This is a genomic window from Desulfoluna sp., from assembly GCF_030145185.1.
Lineage (GTDB): Bacteria > Desulfobacterota > Desulfobacteria > Desulfobacterales > Desulfolunaceae > Desulfoluna.
Genome location: NZ_JAQYWB010000043.1, coordinates 1 through 17,273 on the forward strand (window position 1 = coordinate 1; position 17,273 = coordinate 17,273).

The following is a 17,273-nucleotide window of genomic DNA, read 5'->3' on the forward strand; positions in this document are numbered from 1 at the left end:
GAGTGTATCCCCGCCTCTTCGATATGCTGCATCACGCCTGCGATGATAGTCGTTTTTCCATCGGAGATGGCATCCACATCGAGTTCCACGGCATCTTCCAGGAACTTGTCGATGAGCACGGGGTGACCCGGCGAGACCGCCATGGCCTCTCGGATAAACCCTTCGAGGTCGCCTTCGGAGTAGACCACACGCATGGCCCGTCCACCCAGCACGTAGGAGGGACGCACCATGACAGGGTACCCGATACGGCGGGCCTCGATGAGCGCCTCGTCGTAATTCATGGCGATGCCGCTCTCCGGCTGGGTGAGCTTCAGTTTTTTAAGCATGGCCTGAAACTCATCGCGGTCTTCGGCGCGATGGATGCTCTCGGGCTGGGTGCCGATGATGGGCACCCCGGCCTCTTTCAACCCCAAGGCCAGGTTCAGGGGGGTCTGGCCCCCAAACTGCACGATCACACCGAACGGTTTCTCTTTCTCCACAATATGGAGCACGTCCTCTTTGGTGAGGGGCTCAAAGTAGAGCTTGTCCGAGGTGTCGTAGTCGGTGCTCACCGTCTCGGGGTTGGAGTTGACCATGATGGACTCCACGTCCTCTTCACGCAGGGCAAAGGAGGCGTGGACACAGCAGTAATCAAATTCGATGCCCTGGCCGATCCGGTTGGGACCGCCCCCCAGAATCATCACCTTCTTCCGGTCGGAGACCCGCGCCTCACACTCCTCTTCATAGGTGGAGTAGTAGTACGGGGTGGACGCTTCGAACTCGGCGGCGCAGGTGTCCACCAATTTGTAAACCGGCTTGATGCCCAGCTCATAGCGCCTTTTTCTCGCCCACTCCTCGTCGGTGCCGGTGAGCACGCCAATCTGCACATCGGAAAATCCGTTGGCCTTGGCTCGCTTGAGGAGGTCGGCGTCGATCCCCTGTCCCGCCGCTTTCACGGTCTCTTCCATGTCACAGATGCGTTTGATCTGGTGCAGGAACCAGGGGTCCACCTTGGTCATGGCAAAAATCGCCTCCAGGGAGATTCCCGCCTTCATGGCCTGACGCAGGTAAAAGAGCCGCTTGGAGTTGGGGGTGACAAGATGGTGCTCAATATCGGTCTTGGAGAGCTCCTCCACCTCACGTGCGTCGCTGCCCAGGCCGAACCGCCCGATCTCAAGGGAACGGATCGCCTTCTGCAGGGCTTCGGTAAAGGTTCGCCCGATGCTCATGGTCTCGCCCACGGACTTCATGGCCGTGGTGAGGTAATCTTCGGTCTCGGGAAACTTCTCGAAGGTCCAGCGGGGAATCTTCACCACGCAATAATCTAAGGTGGGCTCAAAGGCGGCGAGGGTTTCGCCGGTGATGTCGTTGGTGAGCTCATCCAGGGTATAGCCCACGGCCAGCTTGGCCGCGATCTTGGCGATGGGGTAGCCGGTGGCCTTGGAGGCCAGGGCCGAGCTGCGGGAGACTCGGGGGTTCATCTCCACGACGATGATCTCACCGTCTGCGGGGTTGATGGCAAACTGCACGTTGGAACCCCCGGTATCCACCCCAATCTCACGCAGGATGGCGATGGAGGCATCACGCAGCTTCTGATATTCCTTGTCCGAGAGGGTCTGGGCCGGGGCCACCGTAATGGAATCCCCGGTGTGGACCCCCATGGCATCCAGATTCTCGATGGAGCAGATGATCACGACGTTGTCCGCCTTGTCCCGCACCACCTCCAGCTCGTACTCTTTCCAGCCGAGCACCGACTGCTCCAGCATCACCTGGGTGTTGAGGCTCGCCTCGAGCCCTGCCTTGCAGAAAGACTCCAGCTCTTCCGGGTTGTAAGCCACACCGCCCCCGGTGCCGCCCAGGGTGAAACTCGGGCGCACGATGATGGGAAACCCGATCTCTTCGGAGACCTGCCTCACCTCATCCAGGTTGGTGGCAAACCCGCTTCGGGGAATATTCAGGCCGATCTTATTCATGGCGTTTCTGAAAAGCTCTCGGTCTTCCGCCTTCTTGATGGTGGCGACGTCCGCACCGATCATCTCCACGCCGAATTTTTCAAGAACCCCCATCTCAGCCACACGAATGGCGGTGTTGAGGCCGGTCTGTCCCCCCAGGGTGGGGAGGATGGCATCAGGCCGCTCTTTCTCGATGATCTTGGCCACCGTCTCCGGGGTCACCGGCTCGATGTACGTCCGATCGGCCGTCTCCGGGTCGGTCATGATGGTGGCGGGGTTGGAGTTCACCAACACCACTTCATACCCCTCTTCCCGAAGAGCTTTGCACGCCTGGGTTCCAGAGTAATCAAATTCGCACGCCTGGCTGATGATGATGGGCCCGGCGCCGACAATCAATATTTTCTTTATATCGGTACGTTTTGGCATGATCCCTTGCCTCTTCTTTACTTTTTTGCGCTCATTTAAACGGCAGTTCTCTTCATGCTCCATGGGACAAAGGGCCTGTGGGTCGCCCTTGCCCCTCGATTGAATGCGAATTTCAGGCAAAAAAAAACAGGGCACCAAAGGCCCTGTTCTTAAGCAGTGAAATTCTCCATCATGGAGACAAATTCATCAAAAAGATACTGGGCATCGTTGGGCCCCGGAGACGCCTCCGGATGGTACTGGACGCTGAGAACGGGATGAACGCGGTGCCGCAAGCCTTCCACGGTTCGGTCGTTCAGGTTGATATGGGAGACATCCACATCGGCCCCGGAAAGGCTCTCCATATCCGCTGCAAAGCCATGATTCTGGCTGGTGATCTCCACCTTGCCGCTGGCAATATTCTGCACAGGCTGGTTTCCCCCCCGGTGACCGAACTTCAGCTTGTAGGTCTTGCCGCCCAGGGCGATGCTCATGATCTGATGACCCAGGCAGATGCCAAAAATGGGCCGGAACCCAATCAGGGCCTTCACGGTCTCCACGGCATAGATCACAGGTTCGGGGTCGCCGGGGCCATTGGAGAGAAAGATCCCGTCGGGATTCATCGCCTTTATCACCTCAGCGGAGGTTGTGGCGGGCACCACAATCACTTCACAGCCGGACGCTTCCAACAGGCGAATGATGTTAAACTTGATGCCGAAGTCAAAGGCCACCACCGCTTTTTTCTCACCCCGCGCGGAAAAAAGATCGGCGCTCAAGGTTTCCTGAATAAAGACGGGGATGTCATTGACCAGGCGGTAGGGTTTGTCCGTAGAGACCTCACTCGCCAGATCACACCCGACCATAGAGGGGAGGGTTTTCGCCTTCTCCACCAGGCTCTCCGGGTTCTCAACCTCTGTGGAGATGATGCCCCGCATGGCGCCTTTGTTTCTAAGGTGCAGGGTCAAGGCCCGGGTATCGAGCTCGTCGATGCCCATGACGCTGGACGCCTTCAGGTAGTCGGCCAGGCTCATATCCGCCCGCCAGTTGCTGTAGTCGTCCTGGTACTCCCGGACGATCAGGGCAGAGGCCTGAATACGAGAGGACTCCACATCTTCGCGGCTCACGCCGTAATTTCCGATGAGGGGGTAGGTCATGGTGACCATCTGGCCTCGGTAGGAGGGGTCGGTGATAATTTCCTGGTACCCCGTCATGCTGGTGTTGAAGACGACCTCTCCACCCACCTCGCCGGGACCGGTAAAACTTCGGCACGAAAAAATTCGGCCGTCTTCGAGGGCAAGCAGTGCTTTCATGAAAGGTGATTCCTTATTTGACAGGTGATGCGAGAATGCCGAAGGGCGGCCCTGCAAAGCCCGTCCATAATGCTTGAATCATGGTGAGATGGATCAATGGATCCATCGTCATTACGGATCTTTGAAGAAGGGTATTCCTTTCCCAAAGTCCGCGCGCAACTATCCCGCTTCTTACGCTGAAGGTAAAAAGCGGGATAGCAATAAACCAATGGAAACGGTCGGCTGTTGTGTCGTGTGAAGAGAGAAAGGCTTAGATGGAATCATGCACTCCGTTTGGAACCGGCCCATGTTCCCAGGCCCCTCTCTTTATCCCATCGGGGTATTGGTGATGAGGGTCCAGACCCCGCAAGGACAGGCGTCGGCGCAAAAGCCGCAGCCAATACAGCGATCTGTCTTCACCACATACTCAAAAGGCGAGGTCGGGTTCCCCGTCTCGCGCCTTTCAATCGCCTCTTTGGGGCACAAGGTAGCACAGATTCCACAGTCTCTGCAACTCCCACATGACGAACATTCGCTGCCACACTTCTGAATATCTTCATAAACCGAGAGTCTGGGGTCGAAATAGGCCAGATTCATGCGCTCTTTGGCGATCACCTTTCGGGGGTCCCGCCCTGCCGGACGCTTGCCCTTGCTGATGGCGTCGATGGTCTCTGCCGTCCGTCGCCCGCCACCGATGGCGTCGGTGATGAGGCCCAACCCCGTGATATCGCCAATGGCAAAAATCGAGGGGTCCGTGGTCTGTCCGTTCTCATCCACGGACACATACCCGTTCGGGGCGATGGCCACGCTTCGGGGCAGAAAATCCGGATCGGCCATGTCCCCGATGGAGAGGATCACGGTATCGGCACCCAGGAGCTCTCCGTCGTCCAGGAGCACCCCATTTCCGGTGATCTCCCGGGTAAAACAGGGCCACTTGAACTGAGCCCCCGCCTTTTCGGCGGCGTCCTTCTCTTCGCCAAAGGCGGCGGGTGCCTGAATGTCGATGAGGGTCACCTCTTCGGCCCCGCAGCGCACCGCCTCGGTGGCAGCATCACAGGCCGAGTTACCGGCCCCGATGATCACCACCCTCTTGCCGGGCTTGGCCACGCCGGACTTGGCGTCGGCCAGAAAAACATTGCCGGTGATGAGTCGCTCTTTTCCAGGGATATCGAGCATCCGGGGCTTCTGGGCTCCGGCAGCGATCACGATAAAATCGTGGTCCCCCTTCATCCGGTCCAGCTCAACCGCCGTCAAAGGCTGCTGGAGATGAACCTGGGGCAAAATCTCGCTGATACGTGACAGCTCTGCATCCAACACCTCCTTGGGAATCCGGCTTTCGGGAATCACCGCAGCGATCTTTCCCCCAAGGGTGGGGGCGGTGTCGAAGACCACGGGGTCATGGCCGCCCATCCGAAGCTGCCAGGCCACAGAGATCCCTGCGGGACCCCCGCCGATCACGGCGACCTTTCGCCCCGAGACCTCGGGCACCTGGGGCACCTTCGCCAGAATACTCGCCTTGCCCAGCTGCTTGATGTCGATGGAGGGCATAAAGGCCGACTGCTTGGTACAGGCCGCCATGCAGGGGTTGGGACAGAGGTAGCCGCACACCGTGGCAGGAAAAGGGGTGTAATGAAGGGCCAACTCCACCGCCTCATCCACCAGACCGTTACGCACCAGGCCCCAGCGCTCCTGGACGGGAATGCCGGAAGGACAGGCCCCCTGGCAGGGTGCCACGTACTTCTGGTTCTCCCAGACCGGCACAAAACGCCGCAAGTCGCCGGTGGTGATCACCGGGATATGGCTCATGTCGAGATCGGTGAGATCCCCAATAAGACCGCCCTCTCCCAGCTCACGGTCCCACACCTCCCGCCGGAAAGAGTCCATGGAGCGAATGGAGCGTCCCATCTTATCCTGGGGGCTGCGGGCCACAAGTAACTGCCAGTCCTCACGACGGGCCAGCTTGGTGGTGACCTCGTCCCGGCCGATGCGCGTGAGAAAAGATTTTAAGTTGGCCGAGAGCCACTCCCAGTCCTCATCGGTGATGGGTGCCATGCGGGCATCGCCCTGGCTGTAGCCTTTGATGGGGCCACGGAAAAAGACCCGCCCCCCCACCATACCCACCAGGGGACGGTACCCCAGGACGTTCTCCTCATTCTGGGGCTGACAACCGCAGACCACGGCGGTGCCACCGGCCATAAACTCGCCGAAATAGTCTCCGGTGGAGCCCAGGACCCACAGCTCCGGCGGTTCAAACCGGGGGTTCTCCTTGGTCATGGTCATGCCGCGGGCGCCTAGGTTGCCTCCCACGGAGATGCGTCCCTGGGCCATGGCGTTGGCCGCGCCGTTGGAGGCGTTGCCGTGGACGATGATTTCGGCACCGGCGTTGAGCCAGCCGATGTCGTCGGAGGCGGCCCCCATGATTTCAATCGTTGTATTGGGAAACCCCATGGAACCGGTCCGCTGGCCACAGGTGCCAGTGATCCTGACCGTCACCTTCTCATCGCCGGCGCCATGAAGGCGCCCTCCGATGCCGTGCTGGCCCAGGGCATCCACCTCTATCTGACGGTACCCTTTGGCAATCGCCTTCTGGATCTTCTCTTCCAGGTCACGCGAGGCGATGCGGGTTCCCTCTTCCTTTCCATGGATGGTCAATTTTGTCTTGCTCTTCATGTTGGTTACACCATGTATTTGATATCGAGACGTTCTGCCGCGTCGCGGTCGTCAATCCCCAGAGCATCGGACATACCGATGGGCAGGGAGGTGGATCGGCCAAGGGGAGCTATGATCTTTTTGAGTTCGGTATCAAAGGAGAGATACATATCCACCACGCGCTGGGCCACATGCTCAGGGTCGAGGCGACGGTAAAGCCTCGGATCCTGGGAGGTGATGCCCTTGGGGCAGATCCCCAGGTTGCAGACGTTGCACCGATCGGACTCGGAGCCGAGACAGCCGGCCGCCGCCTGCATGACATATTTACCGGTCTGCACCATGCTGGCCCCCAGCATAATCAGAGAGGCCGCATTGGCCGCTAAGTTCCCGTTCTTCCCGATGCCGCCTCCGGCCGACAGGGGCAATTCGTTCTCCATGCCGATCTCCACCAGGGTCTTGTAGCAATCCCGAAGGCTGGAGGCGATGGGATGCCCCATGTGGTTCATGGACACGTTGTAGGCCGCCCCGGTGCCACCGTCCTCGCCATCGATGGCAAGCCCTGCCGCATAGGGGTTTCGGGTGAGGTTGTTCAGCACCGCCAGGGAGGTGGAAGAGGCGGAAATCTTCGGATACACCGGCACCCGGAATCCCCAGGCCATGGACATGGACTGGATCATCTTGGCCACAGACTCCTCGATGGAGTACTGGGTCTGATGGGTGGGCGGGCTGGGAAGGCTCACCCCGGTGGGGACCCCCCGAATGGCCGCGATCAGTTTATTGACTTTATGCCACATCAAGAGGCCGCCGTCCCCGGGCTTGGCCCCTTGCCCATATTTGATCTCGATGGCGCAGGGGTCCACCTTCATCTCCGGAATGGCGTGAATAATCTCATCCCATCCGAAATAGCCGGAGGCGACCTGCAAAATCACATACTTTAAAAATTCAGACCGCAGCAGGCGCGGAGGGCATCCACCCTCACCGGTGCAGATACGCACGGGCATCCCGAGCTCTTCGTTCAGATAGGCCACCCCCATCTGAAGTCCCTCCCACATGGTGGGGGAGAGAGCCCCGAAGCTCATGCCGCCGATGACCAGGGGATAGATCTCCCGAACCGGGGGGACCCACTCGCCCTTCAGGTGACGCTGAAGCTGCTCTTTGGGGGGCAGCACCCGACCCAGCAGGGTCTTGATTTCAAATTCGTGGCGCCCGGCATCCAGGGCCGGATCGGTCAGCATGGAGATCCGGGTAAACTTGATGCGGTCAAGAATCCCCGCCCCTTCCGATTTCCGCCGCCCGCCCCGCGTGAGGGGCTGGCCGCCCTGGTCCGTATGGTAACGCTGCTTATCCGATTCGTCGTTTCTGCGTGGAAGAATCGCATCGTTGGGGCAGACCTGGGAACACATGCCGCATCCGATGCAGGCATGCTTGGGCTCGGTCTTCTGACGAACCCCGTAAAAAAGAGAGTAACGGTTCTCCACCTTGCCGGTGAGTCCCAAAGGGACCTCGACCTGCCGCTTACGAAAGACCCCGAGTTCAATGGCTTTTACCGGACAAACCGCCGTGCACTGCCCGCAGAGGGTGCAGGCCTCTTTGTTCCAGTCGATCTGCCAGTGGAGATCTTTGAGGCTTAATGAGGAAGGTGTAATCGTTCCGTTTGTCGACATATCTGAACCTCCTGACGATCGGGACCCACAATGGCCGTGTCGAGATACATGGGTTGAAAATCTTTGGACTTGTCACGGTCGGGAATGGCGGAGTCCAATCCGCAAATCTCCGAAGAATACGCGTAGGTTCCCGGCCGCCCGCCAATCACTCCAGGGCGCAGTTTCTTTCGATCCTGGACCATGAACAGGCTGTGATCCGGCAGGCTGCCGATCACACAATTGGGCCCGTCAATGATCAGGCGCCTGCAGGTCTGCTTCAACTGAGTGAGCAGATCCGCGTTGGGGTGGGAGGCCAGGGCATCCCCAGCCAGGGGGGTGATGATGTGTTTGTAAAATTCCAGCCCCAGGCCCAGCTCCTTTTGCATGTAATGCAAAATGTGGGTAAACACCTCCGAGTCGGAGTTAAACCCCATGTACCCCTCAAATCCGCGCTTCTGCAAAAACTCCCGGATGGGAATAAAGGCCGTGTTCTCACCGTTGGTCATGGTGGAGAATCCCTGGACGAAAAAGGGATGGCAGGCATACAGGTTGATGGCGTAGTTGGTGTTCTGTCGCCCCTGGGCCATGACAATGCGCGCCTGGATATCGTTGGCGTCGAGTTTCAGGTAACGCCCCACGGTGAGGGGATCGCCGATCTCCTTGATCATGATGACATCGGGCCAGAAGGAAAAGACGATCATGTCTTTCTCCTCTTCCCCCATGCCGCGGAGCTCCAGTCGAATGCGGGTGAGTTCCGTCTGCTTCCGCTCCCAGGTCCACTCCTCCCACTCATCGGGATATTCGTAGGCACGAATCAAGTAGATACCCCGTTTGGGAATGCCTTCAGGCGGGGTTTTGTCTAATTTAAACGAAATCTTGTATTTGGTAATAAACCCCTTCTCCATCATCTTGACGTCCAGACGACGAAGCCCCGCCTCGGTAAAAATACCCGAGAGGATGGGCGCATCCTTCATGGTTTCAAACGGTCCCCCAAGGTCCCTCAAAAAGAGACCGACCCCGGAGCCGTCATGGCCTTCCCGCATCACATCCAGAGCCTCAAGGGCCACCATGGGTGACACGGGATCTTCGCTGGTGATTGCAAACAAACGACACATCTTTGTTTCTCCTTACACGGGTGCGAATCCATATCCCACATGAGAACAAACCCTTTCACGCTCAATCAAAAAAACAGCGTAAAACGATCTGAGTGTTTACCGAACCATTCCCCTTCCTCATACAAGCCAGTCGGCCAGGGTGAGCCCAACCCGTGAATCGGTCGCAGCCTTTTTTAAAACAGGCAGGGCCTCAAAAAAGATAGCTATCCCTGCAGAGATGGCTTTCGCCAGCCTTCCGGGAAAACCGTCGGGTGAGATGCATGAAGTAAACCAGGTGCAGATGTCGCAAAAGCCCTCTGCGAGAGCTCTTCCAAATCTATCCATCGTGGGTGGTAAATCGTAATTATTACCGAAGTGAGACAAGAAAATCAATGATTTTAGTTTATTACAGAAATATATCAGATACCAGATACAAAATACACCGTTTCTGCGCGTTGGGAGAATCCCGCGTTGCGAAGCCTGCGAACGCTGAAACGAAAGGATATTCCTCTTTTTTAATAGAGAATCTAAAAAAAGCGCATTCATAACAGTTAAAGTGACGATTTTAGCCTGATGTCAGAAATATCACACATCAACAAGGCCCTGTAATCTCCCCGGGGAAGTCCATGCCAGGGTCCTCCCCGGAGGGGCTCTCGCCGAAAAAATCGAACCCGACGCGTCAAAAAAACAGTCACCCTGAAAGAAAAGGCCCCTGGTCCAGGCCTGGGGGGCCGGGAAAACGGGTGACCCGGAGGCAGTCTTGGGGTCCGAAAAGACATGTCACGGCTCCGTTCCCCAAAAAGCCTTCTATGGTTAAAGTTCGGGGCAAAAACGTGCCTCCGGCGGAAAGGTGTGCCACCTTGAAAGCAGGTTGCAAATGCGCTTTGGGCTTTAGATTTACCCAAGATTGTTTTTTAAGACCTGTTGGTTAAACGTTTCAAACGTTTATCCCCCGGCAGGGCCGACGGAGGCACCACAAAAAAAACCAGGATGCATCCGCATCCCGGTTTTTTTATAGACTATCTGGTATCTATCCCGCCTTCATGCAAGGCAAAAGGAAGGCCTCTGAATTTAAGCGGAGAGTTTTTCTACGGCAATATTCAGCATGCGACGCACGGGCTCTGCAGCCCCCCAGAGGAGCTGATCCCCCACGGTAAACAGGCTGATATAACCGGGGCCGAGGTTCAGCTTCCGGATGCGCCCCACGGGAACGGTCAGGGTGCCGGAGACGGCCGTGGGGGTCAAGGCACTTAAGGTCTCTTCCTTGGTGTTGGGCACCACCTTGACCCAGTCATTGGCCGACGCGAGCAGGCGCTCCACCTCCGCAATATCCAGATCATCTTTAAGCTTCATCGTAATCGCCTGGCTGTGACAGCGCATGGTGCCGATACGCACACAGATCCCGTCTATGGGAATGGGAGAATCGCTCTCAAGGATCTTGTTGGTTTCCGCGACGCCCTTCCACTCTTCCCGGGTCTGTCCATTTTCCATGGGGCTGTCGATCCAGGGGATCAGACTTCCGGCCAGGGGAGCACCGAAATTGTCCGTGGGAAAGGCCTCCGACCGCATGGCCTGTGTCACTGCGGTGTCCACGGCAGCCACAGGGCCATCTAAAATGGGCTGAGCCGCGTCGTTGATGGCTCCCATCTGGGAGACCAGCTCTTTCATGTTCTTGGCACCGGCACCGGAGGCGGCCTGATAGGTCATGGAAGTGAGCCACTCCACCTGTCCCGCCTCAAAGAGACCCCCAAGGGCCATCAGCATCAGGCTGACCGTGCAGTTGCCGCCGATAAAATCTCGGATACCCGCGTCAAATCCCTTATCGATGACGTGACGGTTCACGGGATCCAACACAATCAAGCTCTTCTCGGACATGCGCAGAGCGGACGCCGCATCGATCCAGACACCTGTCCAACCGGACTCACGAAGCTGGGGGTGCACCTTTTTGGTGTAATCGCTGCCCTGGCAGGAGAGGATAATCTCCATCCCTTTGAGAAGATCCACGTCAAAACCATCTTGAAGAAGCGGGATCTCTTTTCCAATCTCCGGCCCCTTCTGACCAGCCTGACTGGTGGTAAAAAAGATCGGATCAATGTTTTTAAAATCGTTTTCTGCCCGCATTCTCTCCATGAGAACCGATCCAACCATCCCTCTCCAACCGACAATACCTACCTTCACCATGGTTCTCGTGCTCCTCTTTATGTAAAAACGTCGCTCTGTCAATCCATTCCCTGAATGGTCCTGAGAAGTTTCGGGGCCAGGGGAGACCCCGCCCGATACAATTTTCTGTACATCTCAAGGGCCTTCTCAATCTGAGCCGTGCTGTCATAGGCGACCCCCAATCGAAAAAGGGTGGTGTTATCCTCGGGCTTCAACTGTGCCGCCTGATAAAAAGCCGAAAGAGCTCCGAAGCGATCGCCCTTTTCTTCCTGCAGGTTCCCCAACCGATAGTGAACCTCCCAACTGTCGGGGTGGCGTTCCGCCGCCTCCGTCAACACATCAACCGCCTTGGATTTTTTATTGATCTTTATATAGCAGTCACTGAGGAGCAGGACCGTCGACGTATCGGCCTCCTCTTCCTTCGCCAGTGACTTGTTCAACACCTTCGCGGCGTGCTTGTAGGCTTTCTCCCCATACAGCGCCTTTCCCTCGTCAAAGAGAGGTCCGGCATGGAGGGGTAAGGTCCAGGCGCTGGCAATGAACATTGCCAGCGCGATGCGGCCCCCTCTGCAAAAACCCGATAAACTCATGGGCAGTCTCCCGATCTGTAAAGATGGTGCATGGACAAAAATCGCCCCCCCAACCGGCTTTTCAGGACAACGTCATGGGGTGCAGAAGAAGATCGATATCGAATCCATTCTCAGGATCGCAGAATCGACGTTTTTCGCGGCTATCGTATGAGGATGTCGAAAATCATGGGGAATTTTCCGGGCGGCGTGTTAAAAAACCATCAAGAACCCATAGATAAGCACAAAACCCACGACAACGGCAAGTCATTATTGCCCCTGGGAAGTCAGAAAAAAAGCCCCCCTTCAGGCGGTCCGAGGGGAGGAAAAGCAAGGCTCACCTTTTCCCACACCTCACACGGGATCCTGAATCACCCCGAGGCGAGCCAGGCGCCCCTGGGTTACTCCGCTTTTTTTTGGGCGACCATCACCAGCCAGGACTCTTCAGCGTGGGTCTCCACCAGGGAAAAACCCGTCTCAAGAAGTCTGGCTTCCACCATGGGCCCTTTTTCATCCAGGATCCCCGAAAGAATCACGATCGAGTCTGCATGGACCACCTGATGGATATCCCCCAGCAACTCGACCACCACCTCGGCCAGAATATTGGCCACCACCAGATCATAGGCTTTTCCCGCCTGGGAGATGAGATCTGCACAGACCACGGAAAAGCTCTCCGGAATCTGGTTCAGGGCGAGGTTCTGGGCTGCTGTCTCCACCGCCACGGGATCGTTATCCACCCCGAGCCCCTCCCTGGCGCCGGAAAGGGAGGCCGCCACAAGCAGAATCCCGGAGCCAGTCCCCACATCGAGGACCGTCATCCCCTCTTTCGTGTGGTGCTCAATCATCTCCACGCAGAGACGGGTGGTGGGGTGGGTGCCGGTGCCAAAGGCCATGCCCGGGTCAATCAAAAGCACCTTCTCACCCTCGGTGGGGTCGTAGGTTTCCCAGGTGGGGCACACCACAAACCGCTCCGTGAGATGAACCGGTTTAAAGTTTTCTTTCCAGGATTCGTTCCAATCCGTGTCGGGAATCGTTTCGGTGGTGATCTCACAGGGGATCCCCGACCGCTCGAAAAGGGCGGACAGGCGCTCTTCCAGAGCACGAAGCACGCCCCCTTCCTCTCCATCCATAGAGAGATAACCGGTCACGGCGTACTCGGTGTCCTCTGTGTGTCCTCCCGGATCCCATCCTTCGACGGGTTCCATGTCGGGAAGGGTCACGGAAACCGAGCCGATGCCCACCGCTGAAAATTCGTTGGCGATCAATTCATCGGCCGGAAGATCCCCTTGGGGACTATAGGTTACACGTATCTCAAGCCATGGCATGGCTGCTATCTCCTTTTATGCGGGCGGTTGCTCTGTTTGGAACATTTCTTACTCTGTTTCGAAGGCTTCTTTGGAATATTGCGCCCACCGGGTCTTTCTGCGTACATCTCCAAGGAGGGATTGAAGTAGCCATGTTTCAACTTGGGAAACCGTTTCTCAAGCTTCATGATCATGCGCCTCATCCCCACGGGCAACCCGATGGGACCGGCGGCTCGCATCATTTGATAATAACGCAAGGGGTCAAAGTTCAAGTTCCGCCACTGAATCAGGTCCACAGCGTTGGCGTCGATGAACTCACTTAAGGCCTCTACCTCCTCGATGCAGTCGGTAACGCCGGGGACGTTCAGGTAATTAATGGCTTTATACGCCCCGTGTTTTCGGGCCACCTGAAAACTCTCCACCACATCTTCATAGCGGTACCCGTTGGGCCGGAAATAGGCGCTGTAGATCTCTTTTCTCACGCTGTTCATGCTCACCCGGATGGAATCAAGCCCTGCGGTAAAAAGGCGATCCAACACCAGAGGCAGGCTGCCATTGGTGTTCATATTAAGGGTACCTGCGGCGGTCTTGGAACGGATCAACACAAGGGCCGGTTCAATGACCTCTGCGGCCATCAAGGGGTCACCCTCGCACCCCTGGCCAAAACTCGCCACCCCACCCGGCACCCTGTCAAAGTGGGTTAACGCCACCTCGCTGATCTCTTCGGGGGTGGGGGTAAAATCGATGCGATCCTGGCAGGACGAGAGGGAAGGCCCACTCTGAAAGGAGATACACCCCAGGCATCGGGCGTTGCACTGACGTGAGGTCGGCAGCGGGGCTTCGCATCGACCGATGTAAAAGTTCTTGGCCGCCGGGCACCCGTAGGTCAGGGAGCAGTGTTCCAGGTGTCGGAAGAGGCGGTTCTCTGGGAATCGTTCGCGCATCACCGCCACCCCCTCTTCGACCTTGGGAATGGGCATAAGCGAAAGGTCTTGCCTCTCTTCCGCATCCACCCTAAAGGAGGCGGTTCGAAATCCCTCATCGTGCCACCCCACAGCACAATACGAAAAAAGGGGCAACAACTCGGCACCCGCCTCTTCCTCGGCCGCGACCTGGGCGGTGTTCACATACCCCGGGGAGTTGAAGGCCGCCACCGGATAAATACGCTCTTCGGGATTGTACGGGTTGTGAGAGAGGGTCTCTACCACCCCCTCCTCCATATTCCAAACCAGGGCGTAGCGATCCGGGAGCCTCATCAGCTCCCCTCCGTCCGGCATCAATAAGGTCTCCCCCACGGTCAGGGGCATCAGCACCTCACCACATCGTCCCACCGCGCCATAGCCCTCGAGATCGAAAATTTCTCCTTTCTCGTTTGCCACCAGGGCGGTCACCAACCTTTCTTTACCTTGAGCTCTTACCACTGGAATTGTTTCCCGTTATCTATTATATTTAAAAGGATTTATCAAAAATATTGCCTAAATGGGCCTCTTACCTGTATATAAGGGACATCCTAAAGCGGGATGCCCTGTTTGTAACACAAAGCATCGGGGCGTCAAACCGTCTTTTTTTCACAGGATGACCGCTCCGATTGCCCCGTCGAAGGTTTGTGATGCTGGCAGGCCGCACCCGCCTCGCACCCCCGACCAAGGGTTGAGCTTTGTGTCTCATGAGAATCAGAGCCATCCAAAATGATCAGGGCACGACTCCCCGAGCCACGCGCACGCTGACTTCACGCACCGTGGCCATGGTCTCAAGCACCCATCACATGCAACATAACTGAAACGATTTGGGAAGAAATACGATTGATACGAAACCTATTTAAACGCATAGCGGAATTTGTCACAGGATCGAGCAAGGACGACGAATCGTCAGCCATACCGTTCGCGGAACTCTCACGCAAAAAAGCGGAAGAACAGTCCAGAAAAGAACGGGCTGAGCGAAAACGACGCCCTCGGGATAAAAAAGCCACCGAACCTCGCGCAGAGCAATCAAAAACCCGGCGTACGGACAGTCGGCAGCAGCCCAAGGGCAAGCCTGAAAAGCAAGCGCCGTCTCAAGGCGCCTCCGAGGAGCCGAAATCCCGTCAGGAAAAAGTCTCCCCTCGTAACGGCCGTCCCGCTCAAAATCAGCGCAATCGCTCGGAACGCACCAGCAAGCGCACCCCATCGGATCGCAATCGCACTGAGCGCGAGGTTCCCATTAAAAAGGAGGACCCGAAAAAGAGTGAGAGTCCTCGACAGCCTCGGAAACCCGCCTGGAGCCTTGATGAGTTTGATGCTCCTGAAAAAGAGGGCGAGGTTCGTTTCCATGACTTCGATCTTCCGATCAAGTTGATGCATGGCATCGCCGAACTGGGTTTCCAGTACGCCACCCCCATTCAGGCGGGTTGCCTTCCGGAGACCCTCAAAGGGCGCGATAGCATCGGCAAAGCCCAGACCGGCACCGGAAAAAGCGCTGCGTTTCTCATCACCATCATCAACCATATCGGAAAAAACCCCATGCGCGGGGGGCCCGAAAGAACCTTTCCCCGTGCTCTCATTCTCGCCCCCACCCGAGAGTTGGCCCTTCAAATTGAAAAAGATGCCCGAGACCTCTGCAAGTTCACGCCTTACTCCATCGTCTCCCTTTTCGGGGGCACCGGCTACGAAAAGCAGAAAAAAGGGATGGCCAGTTCCGTGGATATCATTGTGGCAACCCCAGGTCGCCTCATTGACTTTAAAAACCAGAGACTGGTGGATCTCTCGCGGGTTGAAATTCTCGTCATCGACGAAGCGGACCGAATGCTGGATATGGGGTTTATCCCCGATATCAGAAAAATTGTGTACGCGACGCCCCCTAAAGAGCAGCGGCAAACCCTCTTTTTCAGCGCGACTTACTCCAGTGATGTGATGCGGCTCGCCGACCAGTGGACCAAAAATCCCCATCACATGGAAATTGAACCTGAAACCGTGGAGGCTTCGTCCGTCGATCAGAAGATCTTTCTGGTCACCACCGATGAGAAATTTCCCCTTCTCTACAACCTGATTAAAGGGAAAAATCTCACCAAAGTTCTCGTGTTCACCAACCGTAGAGATCAGGCCCGACGACTGGCCGAAAAACTCAACAAGCTGAAGGTGAAAGCGGATCTTCTTTCCGGAGAAGTCGCCCAGAACAAACGAATCCGTGCCCTGGAGGATTTCCGATCCGGCAAGGTTGAGGTCCTGGTGGCCACCGATGTGGCAGCCCGTGGGCTTCACATTGATGATATCAGTCATGTCATCAACTACACCCTCCCCCAGGATCCTGAACACTACGTCCACCGCATCGGACGAACCGGTCGGGCCGGTGCCACCGGCACCTCCGTCAGCTTCGCCTGCGAAGACGATTCCTATTACATCCCGGCCATCGAAGAGCTCCTGGGCCACAAGCTCATCTGCGAGTATCCCGCAGATGAACTTCTCGCCAAGGTGAAAGCGCCGGAACGATCCAACGTTCAGCAAAAGCCTCAGCGACCGCGCAAATCTCAGTCGTCCTGGCAGGATGCACCCGAGTCGGACACCGAGGAAGATCTGTCCCCGGATGAGCCCACCAAGACCGCGATATCAGAAACCCCGGATTCCGGGCTTCCCGATATCACTTCGGCACCCAAACGACGCCATCGTTCACCTCGTGCTCCCCGAAACACGAACCGGACGCAAAAGCCCACCTCTCCCTGGAACGATCCTGAGATCCTGAAAGAGATGGACGACGAGGGCTCGACCCTGGAAACCACCCCTGAGTTTGTGCCGATGCCCGAGTCTGTGCCGATGCCCGAGTCTGTGCCGATGCCTGAGACTGTGCCGATGCCCGAGTCTGTGTCGATGCCTGAGACTGTGCCGATGCCTGAGACTGTGCCGATGCCTGAGACTGTGCCGATGCCTGAGACTGTGCCGATGCCTGAGACTGTGCCGATGCCCGAATCTGTGCCGATGCCCGAGCTTGCGATGATGCCCGAACCTGTGGCAGCTCCTGAGCCTGTGGTAACCCCTGAGCCTGTGGAGAGTCCCCAAGCTGAGATGGAACCCATGGCACCTCTGAGCGACGCCACAAGCGAGCCTTCTGCCACCCCGCAAAAGCCAAAAAGCGCCAGGCCATCGCGGAACACGCGCCGACCTAACGCACCAAAATATCGGAAACGTCCGGGAAACCGATACACTCAAAAGCCACGCACCGATAAATAAGGGATGCCCCCCTTCACCTAAGCGCCGCCCTCAAAA

Annotated in this window: 10 protein-coding genes; 1 reads left to right on the top strand and 9 read right to left on the bottom strand. The window is 57.1% G+C overall.

Annotation, left to right across the window (positions count from 1 at the left end):
• From carB to Q1Q75_RS14405, 9 genes are all read right to left on the bottom strand, one after another.
• Positions 1-2,357: carbamoyl-phosphate synthase large subunit (carB, locus tag Q1Q75_RS14365; RefSeq protein ID WP_300672019.1), on the bottom strand; the 2,357-nt coding region annotated here is incomplete at its 3' end.
• Between the two features lie 149 nt (positions 2,358-2,506).
• Positions 2,507-3,643, bottom strand: coding sequence for a glutamine-hydrolyzing carbamoyl-phosphate synthase small subunit (gene carA, locus Q1Q75_RS14370; protein ID WP_300672021.1), 1,137 nt, complete (start codon positions 3,641-3,643; stop codon positions 2,507-2,509).
• 306 nt (positions 3,644-3,949) lie between these two features.
• Positions 3,950-6,292 (bottom strand): FAD-dependent oxidoreductase, encoded by a 2,343-nt coding sequence (locus tag Q1Q75_RS14375; protein ID WP_300672023.1) that lies wholly within the window; start codon positions 6,290-6,292, stop codon positions 3,950-3,952.
• Positions 6,293-6,297: 5 nt separating this feature from the next.
• Complete coding sequence (locus Q1Q75_RS14380; RefSeq protein WP_300672025.1) at positions 6,298-7,935, bottom strand: glutamate synthase-related protein; 1,638 nt, start codon at positions 7,933-7,935, stop codon at positions 6,298-6,300.
• Positions 7,899-9,029, bottom strand: a complete 1,131-nt coding sequence (locus Q1Q75_RS14385; protein ID WP_300672027.1) for a glutamate synthase — start codon at positions 9,027-9,029, stop codon at positions 7,899-7,901. The genes Q1Q75_RS14380 and Q1Q75_RS14385 overlap by 37 nt, the downstream gene beginning before the upstream one ends.
• A 1,050-nt stretch (positions 9,030-10,079) precedes the next feature.
• Positions 10,080-11,189: an aspartate-semialdehyde dehydrogenase gene (gene asd, locus Q1Q75_RS14390; protein ID WP_300672029.1), complete on the bottom strand. Its 1,110-nt coding sequence runs from the start codon at positions 11,187-11,189 to the stop codon at positions 10,080-10,082.
• Positions 11,190-11,227: 38 nt separating this feature from the next.
• A complete protein-coding gene (locus tag Q1Q75_RS14395; RefSeq protein ID WP_300672031.1) occupies positions 11,228-11,758 on the bottom strand; it encodes a tetratricopeptide repeat protein in 531 nt (176 codons plus the stop codon).
• A gap of 377 nt (positions 11,759-12,135) precedes the next feature.
• Positions 12,136-13,059, bottom strand: a complete 924-nt coding sequence (gene prmA, locus Q1Q75_RS14400; RefSeq protein WP_300672033.1) for a 50S ribosomal protein L11 methyltransferase — start codon at positions 13,057-13,059, stop codon at positions 12,136-12,138.
• 5 nt (positions 13,060-13,064) lie between these two features.
• Positions 13,065-14,417, bottom strand: a complete 1,353-nt coding sequence (locus tag Q1Q75_RS14405; protein WP_366945220.1) for a radical SAM protein — start codon at positions 14,415-14,417, stop codon at positions 13,065-13,067.
• Between the two features lie 423 nt (positions 14,418-14,840).
• On the opposite strand from Q1Q75_RS14405, the gene Q1Q75_RS14410 reads away from it, so the two are divergent.
• Entirely contained in the window at positions 14,841-17,237 is a 2,397-nt protein-coding gene (locus Q1Q75_RS14410) for a DEAD/DEAH box helicase (protein WP_300672035.1), read from the top strand.
• Positions 17,238-17,273: the final 36 nt, after the last annotated feature.

Excerpts from the sequence above, each read along its gene's own strand:
- carA (WP_300672021.1), bottom strand. The coding sequence starts at position 3,643 with ATGAAAGCACTGCTTGCCCTCGAAGACGGCCGAATTTTTTCGTGCCGA.
- Q1Q75_RS14375 (WP_300672023.1), bottom strand. The coding sequence starts at position 6,292 with ATGAAGAGCAAGACAAAATTGACCATCCATGGAAAGGAAGAGGGAACC.
- Q1Q75_RS14380 (WP_300672025.1), bottom strand. The coding sequence starts at position 7,935 with ATGTCGACAAACGGAACGATTACACCTTCCTCATTAAGCCTCAAAGAT.
- Q1Q75_RS14385 (WP_300672027.1), bottom strand. The coding sequence starts at position 9,029 with ATGTGTCGTTTGTTTGCAATCACCAGCGAAGATCCCGTGTCACCCATG.
- asd (WP_300672029.1), bottom strand. The coding sequence starts at position 11,189 with ATGGTGAAGGTAGGTATTGTCGGTTGGAGAGGGATGGTTGGATCGGTT.
- Q1Q75_RS14395 (WP_300672031.1), bottom strand. The coding sequence starts at position 11,758 with ATGAGTTTATCGGGTTTTTGCAGAGGGGGCCGCATCGCGCTGGCAATG.
- prmA (WP_300672033.1), bottom strand. The coding sequence starts at position 13,059 with ATGCCATGGCTTGAGATACGTGTAACCTATAGTCCCCAAGGGGATCTT.